Here is a 25,643-nt window from a genome sequence, read left to right as displayed (position 1 = left end):
GAGGCGGAAGCGCCGTTTTTGGATCGGCGCCCGGCTTGGTTCTGTGGATTCACCCGGCCGAGCCACAGAACCAAGCCGCGGCTCGGCGGATTCGCCCCCGTGCGCCGTCGCAATCCGCAGAACGACGCAGCCTCGTTCTGCAGGTCCGCCGTCGAGGGACCGCTGACGCCGCGATCGCCGCCCGCGGCTCACAGGATGAGCATCGCGTCGCCGAAGGACAGGAAGCGGTACCGCTCGTCCATCGCGTGGGCGTACGCGTCCATGATCTGCTCGCGCGTCGCGAAGGCGCTCACGAGCATCATGAGCGTCGACCGCGGCACGTGGAAGTTCGTGACGAGCGCGTCCACCACGTGGTAGCAGCTGCCGGGCATCAGGTAGAGGTCCGTGGTCGCGTCGCGCCTCTCGACGAGGTCGCCCTCCCCCGTCCGCACCGAGGAGTCGTCGAAGTTCTCGAAGCGGCGCGCCACCATCGGCGGCTTGGCCGCCGGCGCGCCCGCGTCGTACGCGCTCTCCAGCGAGCGCACGGACGTGGTCCCCACGGCCACCACGCGCTTGCCGGCCAGCTTGGTCTCGTGCACGGCCTCAACCACCTCGGCCGGCACGTGGTACCGCTCGGTGTGCATCGCGTGGTCGCGGGGGTCGTCCTCCTCCACGAGGCGGAACGTGTCGATGCCCACCTCCAGTTCCACCTGCGCCACGCGGACGCCCTTCTCCTGCAGGCGCTCCAGCAGCTCGGGCGTGAAATGCAGGCCGGCGGTCGGCGCGGCGGCGGAGTGCTCCTCGCGCATCGCGTAGACCGTCTGGTACTTCTCGGGGTCGCCCGAGTAATCCGTGATGTAGGGGGGCAGGGGCACATGTCCGGCGGCATGGATGGCCTCGTCCAGCGTGCGGCCCTGTTGCGGGGCGAAGCGCACGAGACGACCGCCCTTGGAGTCCTCGACGAAGTCCTCGACGGTGCCCGTGAGCACCACGTCGGCCGTGTCGGGCGCGTGCAGGCCGCCCGCGCGGTACTCGATCACCGCGCCCGGCTTGAGGCGCTTGCCGGGATTCACGAGGCACTCCCAGACGGTCCCGAGCGGATCGACGTCCTCGCGGCGCTTGAGCAGGAGCGTCTCGGCAACGCCGCCGGTGGGCTTCTTGCCCACCAGGCGCGCCGGGAGGACGCGGGTCTTGTTCACGACGAGCAGGTCGCCGGGCGCCAGGTAGTCGCCGATGTCGGAGAAGCGCCGGTCCTCGAGCTCGCCGGTGTCACGGTGCAGCACGAGCAGGCGGCAGGAGTCGCGGGGCTCGGCCGGCTCTTGGGCGATCAGCTCGTCGGGCAGCGGGTAATCGAAGTCATCGGTGCGCATGGGCGCCTCCCGGGTGTCGCGGTTCAAACGCGCCCCAGTCTAGCAGCGGCTTTGCTCAGACGTCTTCAAGAGACGCAGAACGCGGGACGTGCATTTGGGGACTGTCCCTAAATGCACGCGCGCCCCTCGCGCTTCGCCCGCTTCCGCTCGTCACGGCGGACCTGACGCTCCACCGCCGCCTCGGCAGCGGAGAACCGGCACCCACAGTAGTTCTGGCGGTACATGCCCAGCTCGCGCGAGCGCTTCGTGGCCTCCGGGTAGTAGGGGCGGAAGTCGCGCACCGCGGGCGTGAGGCCATGGGCGCGCGCGATGGCAACGAGCGCCTCGTCGCACACGTCGTGCAACTGGTAGGGCGAGACGGCCAGCGTCGTGGTCATCGCCGTGAATCCGAGGCCCTTCGCTTGCCGCGCGGTCTCTGCCAATCGCAGCGCGTAGCAGGCGCGACAGCGATCCGTGCGGTCCTCGCCCGTGACGCCCACCGCACCGGCGGCTCCGCGCGGCGCGACGGCACGCTCCCAGAGCGCGCGGTCGTCGGCGCACACCACCACCTCGATGCCCTCGCCCGCGGCCCACTCCTGGAGCGTCGCGAGCCGTCGGTCGTGCTCCGCGCGGGGCTGGATGTTGGGGTTGCACCAGAAGATCGTCGGCTCCCAGCCCTCCTCGCGCAGCAGCCGCACGGGCTCCAGCGAGCAGGGGCCGCAGCAGGCGTGCACCGCGAGCGGCCGCGATGTGCATTTGGGGACTGTCCCTGAATGCACATTCATGATGCGACCTCTTTGAGCAGGGCGATGCCCGTCTCGGTGTCGCGCACGTGCGACGCCTCCGGATGCTTCCAGATCTGAACCGCCATCAGGACGTCGCCCACGCAGCCCGAAAGGTGCACCCAGATGCAGACCATCGCCACAAAGGGCGCGTCCAGCACGCAGCCCAGGACAACAAACCCGACCGTCAGCACCGCAGCTGGCGCCAGCAACACCACGAGCATCGCATCGCGCGTCAGCACCGCGCCCGGCGCGCCCGCGTACAGCATGCCGTCTTGGTAGCCGAACCGGACCTTGAGTCCCGCTGGCCCCAGCAGCTTGAAGCACAGCGCATGCACCAGCTCGTGCACCGGCAGCGCGACAAACGAGCCCACCGCGCTCGCCACGAGCCACTCCGGCCACTGCCCCCAGCGCCCCATCGGGCCGCCGAGCAGCGCCCACGCCACCGTCAGGAACACGCCGACCACGAACACCATGGCGCCCCACCGCACAAGGCGTCCCTGCAGAACCCGGTCGTCCAGCACGTCCACGGACTCGATCACGGAATAGCTCATGAGCGCCTCCTCTCGTGGGTGCCGCCCAACAGGCCCACCCCCGCACGTGGCTGGGATCCTTCCCCCGCACCTGTGGGATACTGAGCCAGTTCAGGGTACGTCCGGCCGAGCGCGCCGGCAAATCACATCCGAGAGGGTCCCATGGCTCACACCTCTGACCGCCCCGCATTCCCGGCCCGCGCCGTGGTCACGGCCGGCATGCCGTACGGCAACAAGAACCTGCACTTTGGCCACATCGGCGGCGTCTTCGTGCCCGCGGACTTCTTCGCGCGCTTCCTGCGCGACCGCATCGGGCCGGAGAACGTCCTCTTCGTCTCGGGCACCGACTGCTACGGCTCGCCCATCATGGAGGGCTTCCGCAAGCTCCAGGGCACGCCCGACGCGCCCGCCACGATCACGGACTACGTGGCCCGCAACCACGAGCTGCAGCGCGACGCGCTCAGCGCGTACGAGGTGTCGCTCGACCTCTACGCGGGCAGCGGCCTCGGCCCCGCCAAGGACGTGCACGCGCGCCTGACGGACGAGCTGATCCGCCGCCTGCACGAGATGGGGCACCTGCGGCGCCTCGAGACGCTGCAGTTCTACGACACCGAGGCCCAGACGTTCCTGAACGGGCGCCAGGTGCAGGGCACCTGCCCCGTGCGCGGCTGCAAGGGCGAGAAGGCCTACGCCGACGAGTGCGACATGGGCCACCAGTTCGACCCCGAGGACCTCATCAACCCCGTGAGCCAGCTCACGGGCACCACGCCCGAGCTGCGCCCGGTGGCCAACTGGTACTTCGACCTGCCGCACTTCGAGGGCTACCTGGAAGAGCTCATGGACGAGTGGGCCTGTGACCCCCAGGTGCGCGACGTGGTCGTGAAGACCGTGCGCGAGAGCCTCGTGGCGCCGGCGCTCTACATCAAGGTGGAGCTGCGGGACTCGTTCGACGCCGTCGCGGCCCAGCTGCCGCCGCACCGGGTGACCGAGCCCACCGGCAACCAGCAGAGCTTCTCGGTCACCTTCGAGGACTGGGAGGACCGCGACCGGGCCCGCGCCCTGCTCGAGAAGGCCGGCGTGCGCTTCCGCGCGAGCAAGTGCCTCCTGCCGTTCCGCATCACGGGCAACATCGACTGGGGCGTGCCGGCGCCGGACATCGACGGCGTGGAGGGCCTCACGGTGTGGTGCTGGCCCGAGAGCCTCTGGGCGCCCATCAGCTTCTGCATCACCGCGCTGCAGGAGGCGGCAGCCGGCCGCACGACGGCCGATGTGCTGGTCAAGCGCCCGGACCGCAAGGCGCCCGCGTACTCCGCGAGCGACTGGCACGACTGGTGGTGCGCCGACGACGCGCAGGTGTTCCAGTTCATCGGACAGGACAACATCTACTTCTACTGCGTGGCGCAGCCCGCCCTCTGGAAGGCGCTCGATTGGGGGCTCTTCCAGGACACGCCGGTGGCCAACTACCACATCCTCTTTATGAACAAGAAGGCGTCGAGCTCCGGCCAGATCAAACCGCCGATGGCTGCCGAGCTGCTCGACCACTACACGCCCGACCAGCTGCGCTGTCACTGGCTGAGCCTCGGCCTCGACGCCAAGGCCGTGAGCTTCGCGCCCAAGGCCTTCGACACGTCGGTGAGCCACAAGGACAAGAAGACCGGCGAGGACGTGCTCGTGAAGGACGACCCGCGCGTGGTGGACCCGGCCTTGAAGGAGAGCGCGTTTCTCACGAACATCTTCAACCGTCTGGCGCGCAGCTGCTTCTACGGGGCGCAGAGGCACTGCGGCGGTCACGTGCCGAGCGTGGCGCCGTCGCCGGAGTGCGTCGCCGCGTGCGACGAGGCGACGCTGGCGTTCGAGCGGTGCTGCCACGGGCTCGACCTGCACGGGGCCATGAGCGTGGCCGAGGAGTTCGGGCGCGAGGCCAACAAGCGCTGGGACGCGGCGAGCAAGGCCGCCAAGGAGGACGAGGCTGCGTACGTGGCCGCGCTGGCCGACGCGTTCCGGTCGCTCCGCACGCTCGCCCTTCTGATGCACCCGGCCGCGCCGAGCGGCTGCGAGATGGTGGCGGAGCACCTCGCGGTCCCGGCGGGGCTCTTCTTCTCGTGGGAGCACGCCTTCGACGGCGTCCCCGAGCTGCTGGACGTGATGGGCGAGACGCCCGAGACCCACGCGATGGTCGAGCTGCCCCCGCGCACGGACTTCTTCTCGAAGCACCCGTCGCAGTACAAGAAGTAATGGGACGGCACCCGTCGGGTTTTTGCTCGTCGGCCTTGGTCGATGGGACACGACCCGGGCGGGTGCTGTCGCCCGGCCGGATCGAGCGAGCCGCACTCGCCAAACGGGCGGGATGAGGACACCGAGACACGCCTCGAGACCCCTTGGCGTCGCAGCCAGCCTCCATGGTTCACGCATTGATCCCCAGTTGGGCCTTTCGCGCCGAAGAGTCAACTGGGGATCACCGGTTCAACCAAGAGCGCCATTTCTCGGCCAGCGAGTCCTTTGAGACCTGCGAAGACAGACAGTCTCACGACAAAACCGCAGGTCGAGTGACTCAGAGCGTCGCGTCCATCAGCCCATCGTTAAAGACATGATCCCGAGTCAGCCGTCTCGCGCGAGAGGCCCAACTCGGGATCACGGACGCAACCGCCTCGTTCAGCGCCAACGAAAACGGGGCCCGAAGGCCCCGCTGACCGAACGTGACACTGACTCGCTGACGTTTCTCGTCGACTAGTCGTCGAGCCCGTCGTTGATGACCTCGGCGATCTTCGCGGCGTCGTTGGTCTCGCGCATCGCGTCGCGGAACTCCTCGCGCATCAGCATGACGGCGACCTTGGACAGCAGCTTGATGTGGGTGGTGCCGGCCTCGCCGTCGGGCACGAGCAGCGAGATCACGACGTCGACGGGCTTGTCGTCGAACGACGGCCAGTCCACCGGCTTCTGCAGCTTCACGACCACAACGCCCGGCTCCTTGATGGCGTCGCTCTTGGCGTGCGGGATCGCGAAGCCGTCCTGCATCCCGGTGGCGCCCATGTCCTCACGGGCGTCGAAGGCGGCGCGCACGGCGGCGGCGTCCTCGGCGTACCCGAGCGCGACGGCCTCGTCGCTCAGCAGTTGAAGGACTTCCTCGCGGCTGGCAGCAGGGCTATCGACGAAGACGGCGGACTCCTTGACGAAATCGCTCATGCTTTGACTCCTCATCTCAGATACAGTGGCGCCCATCCGGCGCCTGCGTCTTCCCTATAGTAAACGGACGTGGGCCGAGAGATGCGCGACGCTGCGGCACCCTCGCGAAAAGCGCGGCACCCGGCTCAGGACCGGTCGGCGTCCCGCAGCTCGCGGGCGCGTTCGGCCGTCAGCTCGTAGCAGTTGGACCAGGGGGTCAGCGCGAGGCCGCGGTACGGGAAGTACGCCGCGCGGTACAGCTCGAAACCGCGCGCCTGGTACAGGCCGTTGGACGTGACGTTCTCCGGGCTCGTGTTGAGCCGGAACGCGTCGACGCCCTCCCGAAGCCCCTCGTCGATGAAGTCGGCGAGCAGCGCGTCGGCCGCCCCTTGGCCGCGAAACTGCGGGTTGGTCGCGAACAAGTGCAGGCAGAACACGTCCTCGGCGTCACGGGCCGGCCAGTTGATGACCGCCTCGTCCACGGCGATGTCGTGGTCCACCGACATCACGCCAAGGGCGGCAGCGTCCGGCGCGGGCTCGAGGCCGTTCTCGCCCTTGTTAAGGTCCTCCACGCGGAAGCACCCGCGCATGGACCCGGCGGCCAGATGGTTGCGAACGTTGTCATAGTCCGGCCAGTGGCCGCGCTTCCAGCCCGACGTGTCGGCGTCGGGGCCCTCGCAGGTGTCGAGCACCCGCTCGTACACCTCCTCCACGAGCCCCCAGTGCTCGGGGCCGAGCGGCACCACCGCAAGGTTCTCGCGAGCGCGCGGGGCGCGCACCGCCAACCGGGGGTCGTTGAGCGACATCTGCGCACGCATCTCGGCGACGACCACGTCCGGCTTCTCGACCACGAGCTCGTGGCTGGCCCCGCCGATCAGGCAGAGCCGCGCGTCCGGCACCTCGCGCACGATGCGCAACGTGTGCGGCAACAGCACCACGTCGTGCTCGCCCACCAGCACGAGCGTGGGGCACACGATCGAGCGGAGCCGCTCCCCCACGATGTGCGGGCCGGTGAGCATGAGCTCGAGCAGCTCGCGGGCGGCGGCGTGCCATTCGGGATCGCCCACCGCCGGGCGCCCTGAGGCGCGGAGCGACGCCACGGCCTCGCGGATCTCCTCGCGGGTCTCGGGGGTCAGGCCTTCCGGCGTCACATTGGCGCCCATGGCCGTGAGCGTGAGCACGCGGTGCCGGGCGCCCGACGCCATCAAAAGGCCGATGATCGCGCCGTCCGAGTAGCCCATCACGTGGGCCCTCGTGACAGACATGCGGCTCATGACCTCGAGGGCGTCGGCGGCCATCGTCTCGTACGTGAGCGGCGCCGTGCCGCGCGACGAGAGACCCTGCCCGCGGGAGTCGATGGCGATCACGGAGCGCTCCTGGCGGAACGTCTCGACAAGGGGCGCGAGGGTCGTCGAGTCCTCGCCGTTGCCGTGCAGCAGCACGAGCGGCGGGACGCCCATGTCGATGCCAAAGGGCTTGCCGGGCTCCTCGGTCATGCCATCCGGCGAGTACACCGCGGCAGAGATCATCGCGCCGTCCTCGCGCTCGACCATCACGCGGGAAGTGGGGGCCATGAGGGACTCGGCCACGAAACACCCCTTTCCGAGATGTGCCAGACGTCCAAGAGCTACACCCTAGCCATTCGGCGTGCGCCCAACAAGGGAGGTGACGGCACTGCAATGGTTGACGCCGGCGCCGGTCGCCGGGACGCGCGCAGAGGCTGTTGTCGCCCGACAGATGCCACCCTGCGACACCGCGCCTACCCGTTGTCGCGCCGCGCGAGATCGCGCCAGTCCACCGAGCCCTTCGGCCAGGCGTCGGGGAGCAGCAGGTCGGCGAGCGACACGGTCTCCAGCTGGGCCTCGTAGGCGGCGCGCGCCCGGGAGAAGAGCCCGCGCAGCTCCTCCCCCACCGAGACCGCGTGCTCGGCGTCGGGGAACACCCGGGCGCCGAGGCCGCTCGGCTCGAAGGCACGGAGCGGGTGGAGCGCACGTTGCACATCGGCCACGGTGATGTCCTCAGGGGACCGCGCCAGCGTGAAGCCGCCGCGAGGGCAGGCGCGGCTCCGCACCAGCCCCGCGACGGTCAACTTGCGGAGAATCTTCTTGAGGTAGGAGTCGGAGACCTCGAGCCATCCCGCCAGCGCGCTGCTGCCCACGGGCACATGGCCGTCCTGCAGGGCCAGCATGAGCAGGACGCACAGGCCCTGTTCAAAACTGCGGTCAGTGGGCTTGACTGGCACGGGCGCGCATCTCCTTCACGAGCTTCTCGGCCACCTGACCCACAGGATCCGGGCGCAGGCCTTTGACAAAGATGCCACAGAACCTGAGCAACGGCACCATCCGGCTCAGCTTGTCGTTGCGACCATTGCCGTACACGAGCGTCGGGTCGACGATGGCAACCGGCACCGGTTGCTGCTCCAGGAACCTCGCGACGGCCTCCTTGGACTCGACGAACTCCCTGCCGCCCAAGCGTCCCTGCACGTAGCCCATGCAGAGGCAGTGATGTGTCTCGGCGAGCCTGGCCATCACCTTGGCGGCCGGCATGTTCGCCGACGGATCCATGCCGCCCACGAAGTCGCAGATCATATCGAAAGAGGTCGGGAGCGCCCTGCTCACCGCGTCGTAGTCGTCGGCGTTGGTGATGACATTGGTGACCTCCGGGATCGCCGGCGCCCCAACTCCGGAACGGGACACCACGACGAAGCGGTCGTGAGGGCACTGCCGGTGCCACACGTCGATGACATTGCGTCCGATGTAGCCGTTACCGCCGAGCATGACGATGGTGTGAGCCATGGGGCCTCCTTCGACCGACATTCCAAGGATATTACGTATCCATGGTTATACGATATCCTTGGTTTGGCGAAAAGGGGACCGCAGGGGCGGGCCGCCAATGAATGCAGCAGGCGATGAGAACCTGCCGCACCAGCATGTCTGGCGGTTTCTCGCGACATATGGGGAGGATGCAGGGCTAGAGAGCGTTTTTGGCAGGTTCTTGCCACCTGCCCTCAGGCGTCCGACCTACAGAACGCACCGATAGGACGCCCACTGTGCGCGTCGTGTAGGCAGCCACCCGCCCACCGGCGCCCAGACGAGGTCCTCGCGGCGCAGCGCTTTCGACGCCTGACACGAGGCCAGAGCCCTGCGCTCGGCCTCGGCGGTGGCAAAACGGGCCAGAGGAATCCCGCCCACATAGACGGCGTGGGCGCAGTCGTCAGCTAGGCAAAGCATCGATATCCTTGGATCAGTGCCGGCAGCGTTGCCATCGTACCAGCACGGATCCATCAATATCGCCGTTGGTGTTCTCGCAGTTTCCTGGGTGCCTTCGCCAATAGCCTCTTAGAGCAGGTTCTTAGCACCTGCCCATTCCACCACATGCACCAAAAAGCCGCGACGCCCCCTTCCGAAGACGCCGCGGCCCCGTCTTTCACGGTCGCTCCAACGCAGATGCCCCGCCGGTCACTCCAACTCGAACGCGCCGGTGTAGAGCTGGTAGTAGGTGCCCTTCTTCGCGATGAGCTCGTCGTGGCTGCCACGCTCGATGATGCGCCCGTGGTCCAGCACGATGATCACGTCGCTGTTGCGCACCGTGCTCAGGCGATGCGCGATCACAAAGGTGGTGCGGCCCTTCATCAGCGCGTCCATGCCGCGCTGCACGATGGCCTCCGTGCGCGTGTCGATGGAGCTTGTGGCCTCGTCCATGATCATCACGGGAGGGTCGGCCACGGCGGCACGGGCGATGGACACCAGTTGGCGCTGCCCCTGGGAGAGCTGCGAGCCGTTGTCGGTGAGCATCGTGTCGTAGCCGTCCGGCAGGCGCATGATGAAGTCGTGGGCCCCGGCGAGCTTGGCGGCGTCCACGCACTCCTCGTCGCTCGCGTTCAGGCGCCCGTAGCGGATGTTCTCCATCACGGTGCCAGTGAAGAGGTTCACGTCCTGCAACACGATGCCCAACGAGTGGCGCAAGCTGGACTTCTTGATCTTGTTGATGTTGATGCCGTCGTAGCGGATCTTGCCGTCGGCGATGTCGTAGAAGCGGTTGATCAGGTTGGTGATCGTGGTTTTGCCCGCGCCGGTGGCGCCGACGAACGCGACCTTCTGGCCCGGCTTCGCGAAGAGCGACACGTCGTGCAGCACGGTGTGGTCCGGCCGGTAGCCAAAGTCCACGTCGTAGAAGCGCACATCGCCGGCCAAGGGCGTGTAGGTGGTCTCGCCCGTGTGGTGCGGGTGCTTCCAGGCCCACATGCCCGTGCGCTCTCCGGCCTCCACGAGCATGCCGTTCTCCATGTGCGTGTTCACGAGCGTCACGTAGCCGTCGTCGGTCTCGGGCTCCTCGTCGACCATCGCGAAGATGCGCTCGGCGCCGGCAAGGCCCATGATCACGGGATTCACCTGCTGCGAGATCTGGCCGATCTGCCCGGCGAACTGCTTGGTCATGTTGAGGAACGGCACGGCGACCGAGATGGAGAAGGCCATCCCCGAGATGGACAGGCTCGGCGCATCGAGCGCGAGCAAGAGACCGCCCGCGACGGCGACGACCACGTAGATCACGTTGCCCATGTTCATCAGGACGGGCCCCAGGATGTTCGCGAAGGTGTTGGCCTTGCGCGAGGCCTCGTAGAGGCGCTCGTTGTACTGGTCGAAGTCCTCCTCGGCGCCCTTCTGGTGGCAGAACACCTGCACCACGCGCTCGCCGTTCATGTACTCCTCGACGCGGCCCTCGACGGCGGCGATCTCGCGCTGCTGGGCCAGGAAGTTCTTGGCGGACCGGCCGGCCAGCGCGCGCGAGCAGAGCACCATGACGGCCACGCCGCAGAGCACCACGATCGTCATCCACACGGAGTACCAGAGCATGATGAAGAGCACGGACACCAGCACGAGCGACGTCATCGTGATCTGCGGCAGCGACTGCGAGATCATCTGGCGCAGCGCGTCCACGTCGTTGGTGTAGTGGGACATGATGTCGCCGTACAGGTGCATGTCGAAGTACTTGATGGGCAGCGTCTGCATGTGGTCGAACATCTGCTGGCGGAACTTCTTGAGGGAGCCCTGGGTGATGACGGCGCCGATGCGGTTCCACGTGAAGTTGGCGACGAGGCCCACCGCGTAGCAGCAGCCGAGCGTGAGGGCGATCTGCCCGAGGGGGCCGGCCGCAGCGGCCCAGTCCCCGGTCTGCCAGTTGGCCTGCACCACCGCGAGGGCCTGCTGCATGAAGATGGCGGGCACGGCGTTGACCACGGCGTTGACGAGCAGGCACACCACCATGACCGGCAGGAGCACGGGATAGAACTTGAGAATGCTCTTGAGCACGCGGCCCAGGGTGCCGGGGTTCACCGATGCGTGCTTGGTCGCGGTCTGTTCCTTAGGCATGCTGCACCCCCGGGGTGGTCGTTGCGGGCTGGGCGGCGAACTGCGAGGTCTCGTCCGCGACGGTCCCGATCTTCTCGTCGTGGGACTGCTTGTTCTGGGACGTGTAGACCTCGCGGTAGATCGGCGAGCGACGGAGCAGCTCCTCGTGGGTCCCGACGTCCGCGATGGTGCCGTTGTCCATCACGACGATGCGGTCGGCGTCCTTCACGGAGCTGGTGCGCTGCGCGATAATGATCTTGGTCGTGTCCGGGATGAAGGACGTGAAGCCCTGCTGGATGAGCGCGTCGGTCTTGGTGTCGACCGCGCTCGTGGAGTCGTCGAGGATCAGCACCTTGGGTTTCGCGAGAAGGGCGCGGGCGATGCAGAGGCGCTGCTTCTGGCCGCCGGAGACGTTGGCGCCGCCCTGCTCGATCCAGGTGTCGTAGCCGTCGGGCATGCGCTCGACGAACTCGTCGGCCTGGGCCAGGCGGCAGGCCTCGATGACCTGGTCCATCGTGGCGTCGGGGTCGCCCCAGCGCAGGTTGTCGGCCACGGTCCCGGAGAAGAGCTCGTTCTTCTGCAGCACCATCGAGACCGCGTGGCGCAGCGTGTCGAGGTCGTACTCGCGCACGTCCACGCCGCCCACCTTGACGGAGCCGGCGGTGACGTCGTAGAGGCGCGGGATCAGCTGCACGAGCGTCGACTTGGCGGAGCCGGTGCCGCCGATCACGCCGATGACCTCGCCGCTCTTGATGTGCAGGTCGATGTTGTGGAGGGCGGCGCGGTCGAGGTTCTCGGCGTCGCCGTTGTAGGCGAAGGCCACCTCGTCGAAGTCCACGGAGCCGTCCTTGACGCACGTCACGGGGTTCTCAGGGTCACTGATCGTGGTCTTGGCTTCGAGCACCTCGACGATGCGGTGGGCGCTCTCCAGCGACATCGCGATCATCGCGAAGATCATCGAGAACATCATGAGGGACATTAAGATCATGAAGCCGTAGGTGAACATCGAGGAGAACTGGCCGATGTTGAGGGCGACGCCCTTGGAGACGACGATGACCTGGCTCGCGCAGTAGATCACGGAGACGAAAATCACGGAGACGGCGCAGTTCATCATGGGGCCGTTGAGGGCCAGGAGCTTCTCTGCCCGGGTGAAGTCCTTCTGGACGTCGGTGGCGGCGATGTCGAACTTCTCCATCTCGAACTTCTCGCGCACGAAGGACTTCACGACCCGCATGCCCTTGATGTTCTCCTCCACGGACTCGTTGAGGGCGTCGTACTTGCGGAACACGCGGCGGAAGACCGGCAGCACGCTCTTGATCACGAAGAAGAGCCCGATGGCGAGCGGGATCGTCACATAGAGGTAGACGAACGCGAGGTCGCCGGCCATGGTGAAGGCCATGACCAATGCGAAGACGATGATCATCGGGGCACGGACCGCGGTGCGGATGATCTGCATGAAGCTCATCTGGACGTTCGTGACGTCGGTGGTCATGCGGGTCACGAGCGACGGCGTCGAGAACCGGTCGATGGTGGCGAAGCTGAAGGTCTGGATGTTGTAGAACATGTCGCGGCGCAGGTTCTTCGCGAAGCCGGCGGACGCCTTGGAGCACGTGACGCCGGCGGCGGTGCCAAAGCCGAGCGAGATGACCGCCATGACGAGCAGCACCGACCCGCTCGACATGATCTGGGCCACATCGGCGCCGGCGTTGATCGTGTCGATGAGGGTGGCCGTCTGGAACGGGATGAGCACCTCGATGACCACCTCGCCGATGACGAGAATGGGCGTGAGGATGGCCAGGAGCTTGTACTCCCGGATGCTCTGCATGAGCGTTCTAATCATCTATCGTCTCCCAATCTGCCCGCAGGCGGTCCAGAAGGCCGAGGAGCTCCTCTTGTTCCGGCACGGTGAGCGCCGCCATGCAGCGCTTCTGGAACCGCCTACGGTTCTCGACCTCCTCGGCGCCGGCCTGCGCGCCCTTCTCGGTGAGCCGCACCCAGAGCTTGCGGCTGTCATCGTCGTCGCGGGTGCGCTCCACGAGCCCGTCGTTCTGCATCTTTGCCAGGACCTCGGAAAGCGTCGCCGCCTTCATGCCGAAGTGCTCCCCCAGCTCGCGCTGTGGGACGGTGCCCCCGAGGTCGTAGAGCAGGCAGAGGATGTGCCTGCGGCCAGAGATGCCGCCCCGCTGGTAGTTGAGGAAGTGCCCGAGCATTTTGAGGTCGTGAATGATGGCGGTGACGCGCTCGGCGTCCGCGTTCGTCCACTGGCCCATTGGCCCCTCCTTTTGTTGGTTCAAGGAGGGTAGTCCCCGCAGGAGCTGATTACAAGGTGCCTAACGATTAGGTACCGAACAACTCCACAGAACGTCCATGGCGCCAACGATGGCTTAAGCCGACCCCCTGCGGCACCGGGCGTCGGGCTCAGCGCTTCCTGCGACGGTGCCCCAAGATGTCGTTGGCCATGTAGACGGACAGCCCGATCGCCAACAGGAACCCGAGGAACCCGAGGAGCGGGATGCCGAGGATGTCGTAGCCGGCGCCGGCGAAGTAGATGATCGAGCTCCCCACGAGCAGACCGGCGATGATGATGCCGAGCGTCAGGCGGTCGGCGATGTGGGAGAGGTCCTCGATGGGGTCCTTGGACCCGGAGAAGTCCAGGTTCAGCTTGAGCTGGCCACGGGTGAGCATGTCGGTCACGAGCCCCAGCTGGGCGCTCGCCTCGAGCACGCCATGGAGGGCCTTGTGGGCCTCGATGGCAAGCTCCTTGAGGTCGTCCTTGGCCGCGGCCTCGGGCGACTGCGACTCCATGATGTGCCGCTGGATGATCTGGATCATCGACACGCCGGGAAGGAACTCGTCGAGCACGCCCTCGAGCGTCACCATGCCGCGGGCGATCATCGTCATCGCGCCAGGCAGCTCGATGTTGTAGCGGCGCGCCAGGTTCACGAGGTCGCCGAGGAACGCGCCAAGGTCCAGCTCCTCCAGGGACACGGACCCATAGGCGGCCACGATCGCGTCGAGGTCCGCGAGCAGGGCGCCGTGGTCGATGTCGTCGGTCACGCGGTTCTCGGACAGCTCGAGCAGCCCCTGCTTGAGCTGCGGTGAGTCGTGCGTGGCCACGGCCATCATCATGTCCTTGAGGATCTGCCGGTAGTGGGCGCTCAGACGACCCACCATGCCCCAGTCGATCCACACGATCTTGCGGTTCGCGATCATGATGTTGCCGGGATGCGGGTCCGCGTGGAAGAAGCCGTCGTCGAGCACCTGCTTGGCGTAGTTCTCCACGAGGTCCTGGCCGATCTGGGTCAGGTCGTAGCCCTCGGCCACGATCTTGTGAGGGTGCGAGATCGTGAGCCCGTCCACGTACTCCATCACGAGCACGCGGCTCGTGCACCACTGCAGGTACGGGCGCGGGGCCGTCACGTACCGAACGTCCGCGTTGAGCTCGCGGTAGGTCTTGAGGTTGGCGGCCTCGATGAGGAAGTCCGTCTCCTCCTTGAAGGAGTCCCACAGCTCGTCCACCACGCTCTTGAGGTCGAGGAACTGGTCGTTCCCCATGAAGGGCGACGCGTGCTTCACGAGCGAGCGCAGAATCTCGATGTCCTGCCCCATCACCTCGCGCACGCGCGGGCGCTGGACCTTGATGGCCACCTCTTGGCCGGTCTTCAGGCGCGCCCGGTGCACCTGTGCCACGGACGCGGATCCCAGGGGCGTCTCGTCGATGGACGAGAAGATGTCGTCGAGCGGGACCGGGTACTCGGCCTGCAGGACCTCGCGCACCGTGGCGTAGGTCATCGGCTCGACGTTGGTGCGGAGCTTCTCCAGCTCCTTGCAGAAGGGCTCGGGCAGAATCTCCGAGCGCATCGAGAGGATCTGGCCGGCCTTCACAAAGGTGGGGCCGAGGTCCTCGAGCATGTCCACGAGCTTCTGCGGCGTGAGCCCCTTGACGATGTCGTACTTGCGGAGGATCGAGAAGATCTGGCGCAGGCGCTTGCGGCGCGCAGACGGCGACAGGTCGCCCGACGAGTGCACCTGCTCGCCAAACAGCCCGATGGTCACCTCTTGAGAGCCGGACGCCGACAAGGCCTCGTCGACCTGGTCGGCGTCCAGCGACACCTTCCGCCCGTCCTCTGCCACGGCGCCTCGGCTACTCGACGTCGTCCGGGTCGATGGCGGCGTCCTCGACGTCCTCGGTCATGTCCTCGGCGGCGTCGTCGACGGCCTCCTCGGTCTTCGCGTTGGCCTCGGCGGCCTTGGCCTCCACATCGTCGGCCATCTTGCGCACGCGCTCCACGAACGCCTCGCGCTGCTCGGGGGTCATCTGCTTCATCTGGGCCTTGAGCATCGCGGCAGTGGACTCGGCCACGGCGTCGCTCGCCTTCTGGGAGAGCTCCTGGTTCACGGCCTTGCCCTGCTCGACGGTCAGCTTGCCCTTCTTGACGAGGTCGTCGGCAACGTCGGAGACCTTCTCGCCGGCGATCGCGGCGGCGCCCACGCCCGCCAGGAACAGGTTGTGAGCCAGCTCGCCCAGGTCGAGGCCCTTCTTGTCGTCAGCCATGGTGCCATCCTTTCTCCGGACGCGCCCCTGCGCGTCGTTGGCGTCAATGGTTGGTTCCTACCCTATCTCAAGGGCCTCGCAAGGGGACTCACGGTCATGTCACGTTCGCCCAAGAGGAGCGCGGCCAGCTCCCCCGGCGTGTCCACGAGAGCCGCCGCGCCTGCGGCCGCCAGCTCGTCCGCCGTGCCCGCGCCCCAGGTGACGCCGACGCACGGGATGCCGTTCTCCTCGGCGCCCTCCGCGTCATGGAAGCGGTCGCCCACCATCACGCACCGGGCCGGGTCGCCGCCGGCCGCCTCGATGGACTCCCCCACCAGGAGCGGCTTCGTGTCGTGGCCGGGCCCTCGTTGGCCTATCACGCGGTCGAAGAGGCCGACCAGGCCGTTCTCCGTGGCCTGCCGCGTGACGAGGTCCTGGCGCTTGGACGTGGTGAGGCAGAGCCAGCGGCCGGCGGCGCGCAAGCGTTCCAGCAGCTCGGGAACCCCGCCATAGGCGGCGTAGGCCCCCGGGCCGAGCAGGTCGTAGCGCCGGCGGTAGTCCTCGGTCACGGCCTCCGCCTCCTCGGCCGACATGCCGTAGACCTGCTCGAACGCGCCCGGGAAGGCGGGCCCGATCACACAGCCCACGTCGCCGATCTCCTCGTCCGAGAGCCCCCGGGCGAGGAGCGTGTCGCGCGCGGTGCGCTTGATGCCGTCCACCGTGTTGGCCACCGTGCCGTCGAAGTCGAAGAACACGCACGCGCGGCTCGAGAAGTCCCCGCGACCCCATCCTTGCGCAAGCCACACCACGTGGAACCCCCTCGACCCTCTCGTTTCAATACCATGGCCAAAACCCGTGGGCGGCCGTTGTCCCCCTACACTAAAACAACTGCACCTGCGGCCCTTCGCGGGGCAGCCCCCAAGAAAGGACGAGCATGGCGCGCGTGCACAACTTCTCTGCAGGTCCGGCCGCCCTTCCCGAGCGCGTGCTCCGGGAATGCGCCGACGAGCTGCTCGACTTCCGGGGCACCGGGATGTCCGTGCTCGAGATGAGCCACCGCTCGGCCGCCTACCAGGCCGTGATCGACGACGCGGAGGCCACGCTGCGGCGTCTTCTGGGGCTCGACGACGACTGGGCCGTGCTGTTCCTGCAGGGCGGCGCGACGCTGGAGTTCGCCGGCGTGCCGCTCAACCTGATGCGCTCCGGCACCGCCGGGTACGTGGTGTCCGGGCACTTCGCGGAGAAGGCCGCGCAGGAGGGCGCCAAGTACGGGGACGCCCGCGTGCTGGCGAGCTCTGCGGACGAGCGCTTCTCGCGCATCCCGGACTTGGGGCCGGTGAACGAGGCCTGCGCGGCCGGCGGCCTGGACTACCTGCACATCTGCCAGAACAACACGATCTTCGGCACGATGTACCACGAGCTGCCGAGAACCGGCGACGTGCCCCTGGTGGCGGACGTGAGCAGCTGCTTCCTCGGGCTGCCGATCGACGTGGCCCGCTACGGCGCGATCTATGCGGGCGCCCAGAAGAACGCGGGGCCGGCCGGCGTGACCGTGGTGCTCGTGAGAAGGGCCCTCGTTGCAGCGGGGCCGCTCGACGTCTGCCCCACGTACCTCGACTGGCGGCTCGAGGCCGCCAAGGGCTCCATGTACAACACCCCCAACACCTTTGGGATCTACCTGTGCGGCAAGGTGTTCCGCTGGGTCGAGGAGCAGGGCGGCCTGGCCGAGATGGAGCGCCGCAACCGCGAGAAGGCGAGCCTGCTCTACTCCACGATCGACGAGAGCAAGCTGTTCCACGGCACGGCGCAGCCCGAGAGCCGCTCCATCTGCAACGTGACGTTCACCACCGGCGACCCGGCCCTCGACAAGCGCTTCGTCAGCGAGGCGGCCGACCAGGGGCTCGTGGGCCTCGGCGGCCACCGGCTCGTGGGAGGCATGCGCGCCTCCATCTACAACGCCGTGCGCCTCGAGTCCGTCGAGGCGCTCGCCGGCCTTATGCGCTCCTTCGAGCGATTCCTCTAGCCATCGAGCCGGACCCCTGGCACCGGTCCGCCCGATGGCCACCTCATCTGCTGTTTCGCGCCCGTCATCCAAGGAGAACCCATGCCCACCCGCTCCATCAAGATCATCGACGACATCGTGAAGGACGGCCTCGACTCCATCGCGGAGGGCTACGAGATCGTGCCCGACATGGACGGCGCCGACGCCGTCCTGATGCGCTCCACGGACATCCACGGCGTCGAGGTCCCGGCCTCCGTCCGCGCCATCGCCCGCGCGGGCGCCGGCACCAACAACATCCCCGCCAAGGACCTGGCCAAGCAGGGCGTTGTGGTCTTCAACACGCCCGGAGCCAACTCCAACGCCGTGAAGGAGCTCGTCATCGGCCTCCTCATGATGGGGTCCCGCGACGTGCTCGGCGGCATGCAGTGGTGCCGCCAGCATGAGGACGACCCGGACGCGTACAAGGCCGCCGAGGCGTCCAAGAAGGCCTTCGTGGGCCAGGAGGTCCGCGGCCGCAAGATCGCGGTGATCGGGCTCGGCGCGGTGGGCTCCAAGGTGGCCAACGCCTGCATCGACCTCGGCATGGACGTCTACGGCTACGACCCGTACCTCTCGGTTGACCACGCCTGGCAGCTGTCCCGCGACGTCAAGCGCGTGAGCGACGTCGCCGAGCTCTGCGCCGGCGCCGACTACCTCACCGTCCACGTCCCGCGCAAGAGCGACACCATCGGCATGGTGAGCGACGAGCTGCTCGACCTCCTCAACCCCGGCGCCGTGGTGCTCAACTACGCCCGCGAGGACATCGTCGACGAGGACGCCATCGAGCGCGCCATCGACAAGGGCCAGGTGAGCACGTTCTTCACGGACTTCGCGACGCGCAAGGCGCTGCACCTCTCCCACACGCTCGTGACCCCGCACGCCGGGGCCGGCACCGTCGAGGCCGAGGCCAGCTGCGCCCGCATGGCGATCCACGAGCTCGTGGACTACCTCGAGAACGGCAACATCACCAACTCCGTGAACTTCCCCGACTGCCACATGGGCACGTGCCGAGGGGCGAGCCGCATCGCGTGCCTCCACGCGAACGTGCCGGGCATGATCGGCCAGATCACCGCGGTGCTGAGCAACGCCTCCGCGAACGTGCAGCGCATGACCAACGAGAACGCCGGCGAGGCCGCCTACACGATGTTCGACACCGACGAGCACCTGGAGCCCCGGATCATCGACGCGCTCCGCGACATCCCGCAGATGTGGCGCGTCCGCGTGATCCAGTAGCGGCCCGGTGCCAACGTGGGACACCGGTGCCGGAGCCCTGTGTCCCACGCCCCGAGAGACGGGGACGGTCGTGCCGTAGCCCTTCGTCCCGCCCGGCCCCGCTCCGCCTGCGACTTCGGTGCCCATTGGAGGTTCCCATGCACGTTCGCCCGTTTGCTGCGCTTCGTCCCGTTCCCGAAGCGGCCCCCCGCATCGCCGCGCTCCCCTACGACGTTGTCTCGGCCGACGAGGCGCGCCAGGTCGTGGCGGACGAGCCGCTCTCCTTCTTGGCCGTCGACCTGCCGGAGACCGCGTTCGAGCCCGGCCACGACCCCTATGCCGCCGACGTGTACGAGAAGGGCGCCGAGCTGTTCCAGGACTACGGCGACCAGGGTCTGCTCGTCCAGGACCCGACACCGGCGTTCTACGTGTACGAGCTCTCAAACGATCAGGGCGCCATGACAGGGCTCGTGTGCCTGGTCGATGTGGCGGACTACGAGAGGGGCCTGGTCAAGCGGCACGAGAACACCCGGCGCGCCAAGGAGGACGACCGCGTGCGGCACATCGGGGCGCTCGCGGCGCAGACGGGGCCGGTGTTCCTCGCCTATCGCGACGAGACGCCGGAGGGGGACTTCCTCCGAGAGGCCACGGAGCTGAGCCGGATGCTCGGCGCCCCCGTCTACGACTTCAGAGACCGATGGGGCGTGCGCAACCAGCTGTGGGCCGTGAGCGACCCCGAGGCGATGGGCGAGCTGGAGTGGCGCGCCGCGTCGCTGCCCTGCGCCTACATCGCCGACGGGCATCACCGCGCCGCGAGCGCCGCCCGCGTGGCCGCCGAGCGGGGCGGCGAGGCGACCGGGCTCATGGCCGTGCTCTTCCCCGCAGGCGAACTGACCGTGCTCCCCTACAACCGAGTGGTGGCCGATTGCAACGGGCTCTCTCCGGAGGGACTGCTCCGCGCCATCCAAGGGGCCGGCTTCGTCGTCGCTCCGGCCGCGGCCCCCGTGCAGCCGGACGCGCCGGGGGTCTTCGGCCTCTTCACCGACGGCCGGTGGTTCACCGTCGCCGTCGGCCCCGAGCTGGCGGCCGAGGTCGCGAAACTGCCGCCGGCCGAGCAGCTCGACGTCGCCGTGCTCCAGGACCGCGTGTTGGGGCCGATCCTCGGCATCGGTGACCCACGGGAGGACCCGCGCATCGACTTCATGGGCGGCAACCGCGGCCTCGACGAGCTGGCCGCCTCGGCCGGCGAGGACGGGATCGCCGTCAGCTGCTTCCCCACGAGCGCCGCGCAGCTGATGGCGGTGGCGGACGACGGCGCCCTGATGCCGCCCAAGAGCACGTGGTTCGAGCCCAAGCTGCGGAGCGGCCTCCTGTTCCACCGCATCTAGGAGCGCCGTCGCGTCCCTTGTGGGCTGCGGCTACCGGTCCAGCAGCGCGGCGCTGTTCTCGGCAAGAACGGTCGCAAGCTCCGGCCCGCCCACATTCTTGAGAGTCGAGATCGTCTCACAGGCGGCCGCCAGCAGCGAACGGTGAGCCTCCGCGTCCATCGTCGCGCCCCGCCCCTCCGGCAGGTCCGTCTCGAGGAGCAGCCGGCCCTGCGGAATCTGGCGCGCGTACTCGCGCCCGCGCTTGGAGCGCAGCATGAACGGCCCCACCGAGAAGCGCCACCCGGCACGCCGGGCGCGCGCCAGCTCCTCCGAGCTGCCGCTGAACCAGTGGAAGACCCATGCGCAGGACGGCGCGCCGCACTCCTCGACCACGTCCATCACGACGCCGGCGGACCGGACCGCATGCACGGAGACCACGCTGCCCGGCCTCACGGCCGCGACGATCCGCCGGAACGTCGCGAGCTGGGCCTCGCGCGTCCCCTGATGGGCGCGCCCGAAGTCGAGCCCCACCTCGCCGATGAACCGCGTCCCCGCCGCCAGCGCGCAGAACCGCTCCGTCTGTGCCTCGGCCACGGCTGGGACGAACGTGCCGGACGCCTGCGTCCCGCGACCGAGGTGCCACGGGTGCAGCCCGAGCGCCGCGCGCACGCCCGGGACACCCTCCACCTGCGGCGCCAGGGCCACATAGCCGTCGGGCGTCACCGTGCAGCCCAGGCAGCCCGTCCCGGCGCCGGCCATGGCCCGCGCCGCGGCGCCTGGATCCGCGAACCAGTCCAGGTGAAGGTGCATGTCGTAGAGCGGCGTCACGCGAGCCCCACCCCGCTGATTTGGCGTATCACGTGGCCGGCGATGGTGAGCCCCATGACGGCCGGCATGTACGAGCAGGTGCCAAGGTCCGTGCGCTCGCGCCGCTCGCTGCCGGGGAGCTGGGCGCCCTTGTGCGGCACCTCGCTGGAGTAGGCCACCGTGAGCGAGCGGATCTTCCGCTTGCGTGCCTCCTTGCGCATCACGCGCGCCAGAGGGTCGTTCACGGTCTGATAGATGTCCGCAACGGCGACGGCGCTCGGGTCCAGCTTGTTCGCGACCCCCATGGAGCTGATGAGCGGCTGTCCGCGCCGCTCGCACTCCTCGGCGAGGGCCAGCTTGGTGGACACCATGTCGCAGGCGTCGACGACCCAGTCAACGGGGCCGACCTCGTCGAGGAACGCAGCCACGTCCTCCGCGTGCACGAACCGCTGGACGGGCTCGACCGTGCACGCCGGGTCGATGTCCGCCGCCATCGCCGAGAAGACCTGCACCTTGGGCAGCCCCACCGTGCTCAGGAACGCGATGGATTGGCGGTTGATGTTGCTCGGCGCAACGACGTCGCCGTCCACCGCCACAATGCCCCCGAGGCCGCCGCGCACGAGCGCCTCCGCACAGTTGGACCCCACGCCGCCGATGCCGAGCACAAGCACGCGCGCGTCGGCCAGCCGCTCGAGGCCCTCCTGGCCCATGATGCGGGCCAGGCGCTCCTTGGGGTGGTTCAGGTCGTGCAGGGGGACTTCCTCGGCCATGTCACATCGACCTCACAGGGCACTGTACTTGGGCGGACAGGTTCGCGCTTCGCTCCTTATGATGTCCTTCTCCAGCGCGGGTCCGTCAGCACGCGCGCGGCGATCAACCCGATGGGCAGGAACAGCACGATCATCACCGCGCGGATCAACCACTCCGCCGCGTCGCCCACCTGCGTCACGCCCATGTAGTACACGGCGCGGTACATATAGAGCCCCGGCACCATGATCACGATGCTCGGCACGGTGACGGCGGTTCTCGGAATGGACAGCCGCCGTGCCGAGACGCTCGCGAGGAGCCCCGCGCAGAGGGCGCCGAGGAACGCGGCCGCCTCCGGCGCCATGCCCGTGAAGCCCGCGAGCGACAGCCGGAGCGTGTTGGACACGGCGCCGATGCACCCGGCCGTCGCGCACATCTTGGGAGCCGAGTTGAACATCACGGAGAAGCCGTAGACACCGGCGAAGCTCGCGACCACGCGCAGCAGCGTGAGGGTCACCGGCGAGAGCCCCTGGTCGGCAAAGTCGTCCGGAAAGAGCTGCACGGTCTCGGCCACAAGCCACGCCACGGCGGTCGCCGTCACGATGATCACGAGCGCGTAGGCCAAGCGCTCGATGCCGCTCCGCATCTCGGACTGGAACAGGTCGAACCCGCTCGTGATCAACGGGAAGCCGGGGATCACAAAGAGCAGCGCGCCGATGTACCCGGCCTCATGGCTCATCGCGCCCGCCATCCCGAGCGACAACAGGTGCAGCCAGAGCAGGTACACGACGCCCGCCACCGCCACGCCCGCCGCCACGGCCACGAGCTGGTTGATCCGGCGACCCAGCAGCCTCACGCGGGTCCACTGCCCGCAGCCGGAGCCGAGCCCGGCCCCGATCATCTCAATGGGGCCGCCGCCGAGCAGGAACATGAAGCTCGCGCAGGCGATCCCCGACGCAAGGCCGCTCTGCCACGGTCGGTAGCGGGCCCTCTTGCACTCCACCACGTCGAGCATGTGGTGGTACGCCTCGAGGGTTATCTCGGTGCCGATGGCCTCCACCTCGTGCACGAACTGGTCGACGAGCATCACGCGCTCGGTGTTGACGCCGGCCGACGCATTGGCGGCCACCTCGGTGATGGACTCCGTGCCCTGGATGCAGGTGAGCTCGATGTTCACGAGCGAGATGTCCGCGTGCACCGTCACGCCGAGCACGTGGCCCACGCGGTTCATGTAGTCGCGCACACGCCAGGCGGAGTCGCCGGACGAGAGCGACAACTGGCCGGTGCGGAGAATGGCGGTGACCTTGTCGGCAAGGGGCGCCTCGGGAGCCGGCACTTGCATGCCGGAGATGACCTCGTGCCACGGCACCGCCATGTGCTGGCGGGGCTCGGTGCGGTCGAGGTAGGTGGTGATGGGCTCATGGGGTTCAGAAGGCAAAGCGGCTCCGGGAGACGCAGGGACGGTTTCCCTACCATACTCCCGAAGCCGTCCGCATCCGCCCTCGTGAGACAACAGTGGCGCTACAGGTCAAGCTCCTGCAGCCGCGCCATCGCCTCGATGTAGATGGCGAGCGAGTCCTTGAGCAGCTGCTCGGACACCGCCTCGTCGGGGCCGTGCATCTGGCCCACCCACTCCGGGTCGACCAGGTCCGGCTCCTCCGGCCCGAAGCTCGCGGCGTTCGCGAAGTCGCGGGCGTAGGTGCCGCCGCCGATGGTGAAGGGCTTCTTGTCCTTGCCGGTGAGGTCGTTGTAGGTCTGGATGCAGGTCTGGATCTCCGGCGAGGAGGGGTCCACGTAGAACGGGGGCATCGAGAGGTCCACGGTCAGCGTGCAGCCGTGCTCCTCGGCGAGGGCGCGCACCGTCCGTTCCAGATGCTCGGCCGTCGTGGACTTGGGGAAGCGCGAGTCGATGGTCTGCTCGAAGCGCCCGTCGACGGTGGCGACGGTGCCCCCGATGCAGGTGAGCGGGTCGAAGACGTCGTCGGTCGCGGCGATCCCGAGCGTCGAGCCGTCCGTCGAGCCAAAGACGAGCCGCTCCATCTCCAGGAAGGGCCTTTGGTCCTCGCTGTAGAGGCCGTTCTCCCAGAGGTAGTCGACGAGCATGCCGATTGCGTTGCGGGTGCCCTCGGGCAGCGACGCATGGCCCCCGATGCCGTGGGCGGTCAAGCGCACGAGGCCGTCGTCGAGCCGCTCCACCTCGATGTTGTCCGCAGGCGGGAGGGCCGCCACGTCCGCACGGACCTGCGCATGGGCCAGCGACGGAATGGCGTTGCCGGCCGTGCCGCCCTCCAGCTCCACGATGGCGCCGCCGGCCACAGGGCCGCTCGTGATGGTGGCCGAGAAGCCGCCCTTTTCACCGCAGCACACCGGGAACTCCGCGTCGGGCGTGAAGAGGAACGCCGGCTGCGGATAGTGCTCGTTGTAGTACTCGACATCGGCCAGGCCGGTCTCCTCGTTGGCGCCCACGATGCACCGGATCGTGTAGCGCGGCCTCTCGGGCCGCTCGGCGAAGTACCTGGCCATATAGAGGGTCAGGACGAGCGGGCCCTTGTCGTCGAGCGTGCCGCGCCCGATCAGGTAGCCGTCGCGACGCTCCATCGTGAAGGGGTCGCAGGTCCAGCCGGGACCGGCGGGCACAACGTCCACGTGCGCGATCGTGGCCAGCTGCGTGTCGCTCTCGCCCGGCAGGTCGGCGAAGCCGATGTAGCCGTCGGCATCCGTGGGCTCCAGGCCGAGACGTTGCGCGATGTTGAGCGCGGCATCGAGCGCCTCCTTGGGCCCCGGGCCCCACGGAGCGCCGGGCGCGGCCGCCTCGAGGTCCTCGACGGAGTCGATCGCCACGAGCGTCGCGATGTCGTCCAGCACATCGGGCCACACGCGCCCCACGAACGCCTTGATGTCGGCGAGGCGCTCCTCGTTCTTCTCTGCCATGGGTCTCCTCTCCCGGCCGGGTCCGCCGGCCTCACGCTGTCGAACCACACCCTAGCAGCCGCTCGCGTCCCTCGAAGTCCGCCTGCCTATACTTTTCGGCGGAACGCAAGGAGGCACACGGATGACGCTCACTGACCAGGACCTGGCACCGGCCCGCGTGGCCGGAAGGTTCGAGGCCGCGCTGTTCGACTTCGACGGCACCATCGCCGAGTCCTACCACGTGTGGCGACGGGTGGACGAGACGTTCCTCGCGCGCCGCGGCATTCCCTGCCCCGACGGCCTTGGCGCCGAGCTGGCATCACGGGGCTTCCGCGCAGGGGCCGCCTGGCTCATCGACCGCTTCGGCCTCGACGAGACCGTCGACGAGGTCTGCGACGAGTGGAACGCCCTCGGCGCGGAGCTGTACCTAGAGCAGGTGCGGCTGCGACCCGGAGTGAGCGAGTACCTGCGCGCCCTCAAGGGCGCCGGGGTCAAGACGGCCCTCGTCACGAACAACGACCCGGGCGTGATCGCGGCCCTCGGGCCCCACATCGACCGGAGGCTCTTCGACGCCGAGGTCTACGGTCGCGAGGTGCGCCGGGACAAGCGCTTCCCGGACATCTATGCGGAGGGTGCCCGCCGGCTCGGGGCGCGGCCCGAGAGGGCGCTCGTGTTCGAGGACATCGCGGTGGGGCTCTCCTCGGCGAAGCGGATCGGCATGACGGGGGTCGGCGTCCTCTCCGAGGACCCGCACCAGGATCGGGACGCGCTGGCGGCCGCCGCAGCCATCACGATCCCCGACTTCCAGTCCTTGGCCTGCGCCTAGGGCCGAGCCCTCCGTGCGCACGAAAAAGGGGCCCCGCGCGGAGCCC

The 25,643-nt window shown here is 68.4% G+C and carries 22 protein-coding genes; 5 read left to right on the top strand and 17 right to left on the bottom strand.

The annotated features are described in order from the left end of the window. Window positions 1-188: 188 nt before the first annotated feature. From queA to QJ043_RS00160, 3 genes are all read right to left on the bottom strand, one after another. Window positions 189-1,349 (bottom strand): tRNA preQ1(34) S-adenosylmethionine ribosyltransferase-isomerase QueA, encoded by a 1,161-nt coding sequence (gene queA / locus QJ043_RS00170; protein WP_283712151.1) that lies wholly within the window; start codon window positions 1,347-1,349, stop codon window positions 189-191. A gap of 107 nt (window positions 1,350-1,456) precedes the next feature. Next, window positions 1,457-2,113 (bottom strand): epoxyqueuosine reductase QueH, encoded by a 657-nt coding sequence (locus tag QJ043_RS00165; protein ID WP_283712150.1) that lies wholly within the window; start codon window positions 2,111-2,113, stop codon window positions 1,457-1,459. Then, window positions 2,110-2,664, bottom strand: coding sequence for a DUF3267 domain-containing protein (locus QJ043_RS00160; protein WP_283712149.1), 555 nt, complete (start codon window positions 2,662-2,664; stop codon window positions 2,110-2,112). The genes QJ043_RS00165 and QJ043_RS00160 overlap by 4 nt, the downstream gene beginning before the upstream one ends. A gap of 141 nt (window positions 2,665-2,805) precedes the next feature. On the opposite strand from QJ043_RS00160, the gene QJ043_RS00155 reads away from it, so the two are divergent. Continuing rightward, on the top strand, window positions 2,806-4,878 hold the full coding sequence (locus QJ043_RS00155) for a class I tRNA ligase family protein (protein WP_283712148.1): 2,073 nt from the start codon (window positions 2,806-2,808) through the stop codon (window positions 4,876-4,878). A 492-nt stretch (window positions 4,879-5,370) separates the two neighbouring features. Here the strand turns inward: QJ043_RS00155 and QJ043_RS00150 are convergent, their stop codons facing one another. From QJ043_RS00150 to QJ043_RS00105, 10 genes are all read right to left on the bottom strand, one after another. Beyond that, entirely contained in the window at window positions 5,371-5,826 is a 456-nt protein-coding gene (locus QJ043_RS00150) for a PTS sugar transporter subunit IIA (RefSeq protein WP_283712147.1), read from the bottom strand. A 125-nt stretch (window positions 5,827-5,951) separates the two neighbouring features. Then, a complete protein-coding gene (locus QJ043_RS00145) occupies window positions 5,952-7,379 on the bottom strand; it encodes an alpha/beta fold hydrolase (RefSeq protein WP_283722686.1) in 1,428 nt (475 codons plus the stop codon). 185 nt (window positions 7,380-7,564) lie between these two features. Further along, the gene (locus QJ043_RS00140) at window positions 7,565-8,047 is read right to left on the bottom strand and encodes an Rrf2 family transcriptional regulator (protein ID WP_283712145.1); all 483 of its coding nucleotides are present in this window, start codon (window positions 8,045-8,047) and stop codon (window positions 7,565-7,567) included. After that, entirely contained in the window at window positions 8,028-8,600 is a 573-nt protein-coding gene (locus tag QJ043_RS00135) for a Rossmann-fold NAD(P)-binding domain-containing protein (protein WP_283712144.1), read from the bottom strand. The genes QJ043_RS00140 and QJ043_RS00135 overlap by 20 nt, the downstream gene beginning before the upstream one ends. A 663-nt stretch (window positions 8,601-9,263) precedes the next feature. Then, entirely contained in the window at window positions 9,264-11,174 is a 1,911-nt protein-coding gene (locus QJ043_RS00130) for an ABC transporter ATP-binding protein (protein WP_283712143.1), read from the bottom strand. Then, window positions 11,167-12,993 (bottom strand): ABC transporter ATP-binding protein, encoded by a 1,827-nt coding sequence (locus QJ043_RS00125; RefSeq protein ID WP_283712142.1) that lies wholly within the window; start codon window positions 12,991-12,993, stop codon window positions 11,167-11,169. Before QJ043_RS00125 ends, QJ043_RS00130 begins: the two co-directional genes overlap by 8 nt. After that, window positions 12,986-13,423: a MarR family winged helix-turn-helix transcriptional regulator gene (locus QJ043_RS00120; protein WP_283712141.1), complete on the bottom strand. Its 438-nt coding sequence runs from the start codon at window positions 13,421-13,423 to the stop codon at window positions 12,986-12,988. Before QJ043_RS00120 ends, QJ043_RS00125 begins: the two co-directional genes overlap by 8 nt. A gap of 148 nt (window positions 13,424-13,571) precedes the next feature. Then, window positions 13,572-15,287 (bottom strand): ABC1 kinase family protein, encoded by a 1,716-nt coding sequence (locus tag QJ043_RS00115; protein WP_283712140.1) that lies wholly within the window; start codon window positions 15,285-15,287, stop codon window positions 13,572-13,574. A 10-nt stretch (window positions 15,288-15,297) separates the two neighbouring features. After that, a complete protein-coding gene (locus QJ043_RS00110) occupies window positions 15,298-15,708 on the bottom strand; it encodes a hypothetical protein (protein WP_283712139.1) in 411 nt (136 codons plus the stop codon). Between the two features lie 62 nt (window positions 15,709-15,770). Continuing rightward, a complete protein-coding gene (locus QJ043_RS00105) occupies window positions 15,771-16,496 on the bottom strand; it encodes an HAD family hydrolase (RefSeq protein ID WP_283712138.1) in 726 nt (241 codons plus the stop codon). Window positions 16,497-16,621: 125 nt separating this feature from the next. On the opposite strand from QJ043_RS00105, the gene serC reads away from it, so the two are divergent. The 3 genes from serC to QJ043_RS00090 all read left to right on the top strand — a co-directional run bounded on the left by serC (window position 16,622) and on the right by QJ043_RS00090 (window position 20,328). Then, window positions 16,622-17,710 carry a 3-phosphoserine/phosphohydroxythreonine transaminase gene (gene serC, locus QJ043_RS00100; protein WP_283712137.1) on the top strand — a complete coding sequence of 363 codons (1,089 nt, stop codon included), beginning with the start codon at window positions 16,622-16,624 and terminating at the stop codon, window positions 17,708-17,710. An 81-nt stretch (window positions 17,711-17,791) separates the two neighbouring features. Beyond that, a complete protein-coding gene (locus QJ043_RS00095) occupies window positions 17,792-18,961 on the top strand; it encodes a 3-phosphoglycerate dehydrogenase family protein (protein WP_283712136.1) in 1,170 nt (389 codons plus the stop codon). 137 nt (window positions 18,962-19,098) lie between these two features. Beyond that, complete coding sequence (locus tag QJ043_RS00090; RefSeq protein WP_283712135.1) at window positions 19,099-20,328, top strand: DUF1015 domain-containing protein; 1,230 nt, start codon at window positions 19,099-19,101, stop codon at window positions 20,326-20,328. A gap of 30 nt (window positions 20,329-20,358) precedes the next feature. Here QJ043_RS00090 and QJ043_RS00085 read toward each other — a convergent pair whose 3' ends face one another. From QJ043_RS00085 to QJ043_RS00070, 4 genes are all read right to left on the bottom strand, one after another. Next, on the bottom strand, window positions 20,359-21,135 hold the full coding sequence (locus QJ043_RS00085) for a TatD family hydrolase (protein ID WP_283712134.1): 777 nt from the start codon (window positions 21,133-21,135) through the stop codon (window positions 20,359-20,361). Then, window positions 21,132-21,884, bottom strand: coding sequence for a tRNA threonylcarbamoyladenosine dehydratase (locus tag QJ043_RS00080; protein WP_283712133.1), 753 nt, complete (start codon window positions 21,882-21,884; stop codon window positions 21,132-21,134). Before QJ043_RS00080 ends, QJ043_RS00085 begins: the two co-directional genes overlap by 4 nt. 56 nt (window positions 21,885-21,940) lie before the next feature. Continuing rightward, complete coding sequence (locus tag QJ043_RS00075; RefSeq protein WP_283712132.1) at window positions 21,941-23,299, bottom strand: threonine/serine exporter family protein; 1,359 nt, start codon at window positions 23,297-23,299, stop codon at window positions 21,941-21,943. Window positions 23,300-23,382: 83 nt separating this feature from the next. Then, on the bottom strand, window positions 23,383-24,792 hold the full coding sequence (locus QJ043_RS00070; RefSeq protein ID WP_283712131.1) for a Sapep family Mn(2+)-dependent dipeptidase: 1,410 nt from the start codon (window positions 24,790-24,792) through the stop codon (window positions 23,383-23,385). A gap of 121 nt (window positions 24,793-24,913) precedes the next feature. Between QJ043_RS00070 and QJ043_RS00065 the strand changes: the two genes are divergently transcribed. After that, complete coding sequence (locus QJ043_RS00065) at window positions 24,914-25,597, top strand: HAD family hydrolase (protein WP_283712130.1); 684 nt, start codon at window positions 24,914-24,916, stop codon at window positions 25,595-25,597. Window positions 25,598-25,643 lie beyond the last annotated feature (46 nt).

The sequence above is a fragment of the Kribbibacterium absianum genome (genome assembly GCF_030067705.1).
Lineage (GTDB): Bacteria > Actinomycetota > Coriobacteriia > Coriobacteriales > Atopobiaceae > Kribbibacterium > Kribbibacterium absianum.
Note: the sequence above shows the minus strand (reverse complement) of the source record. Positions and strands in the feature narration are given on the sequence as shown.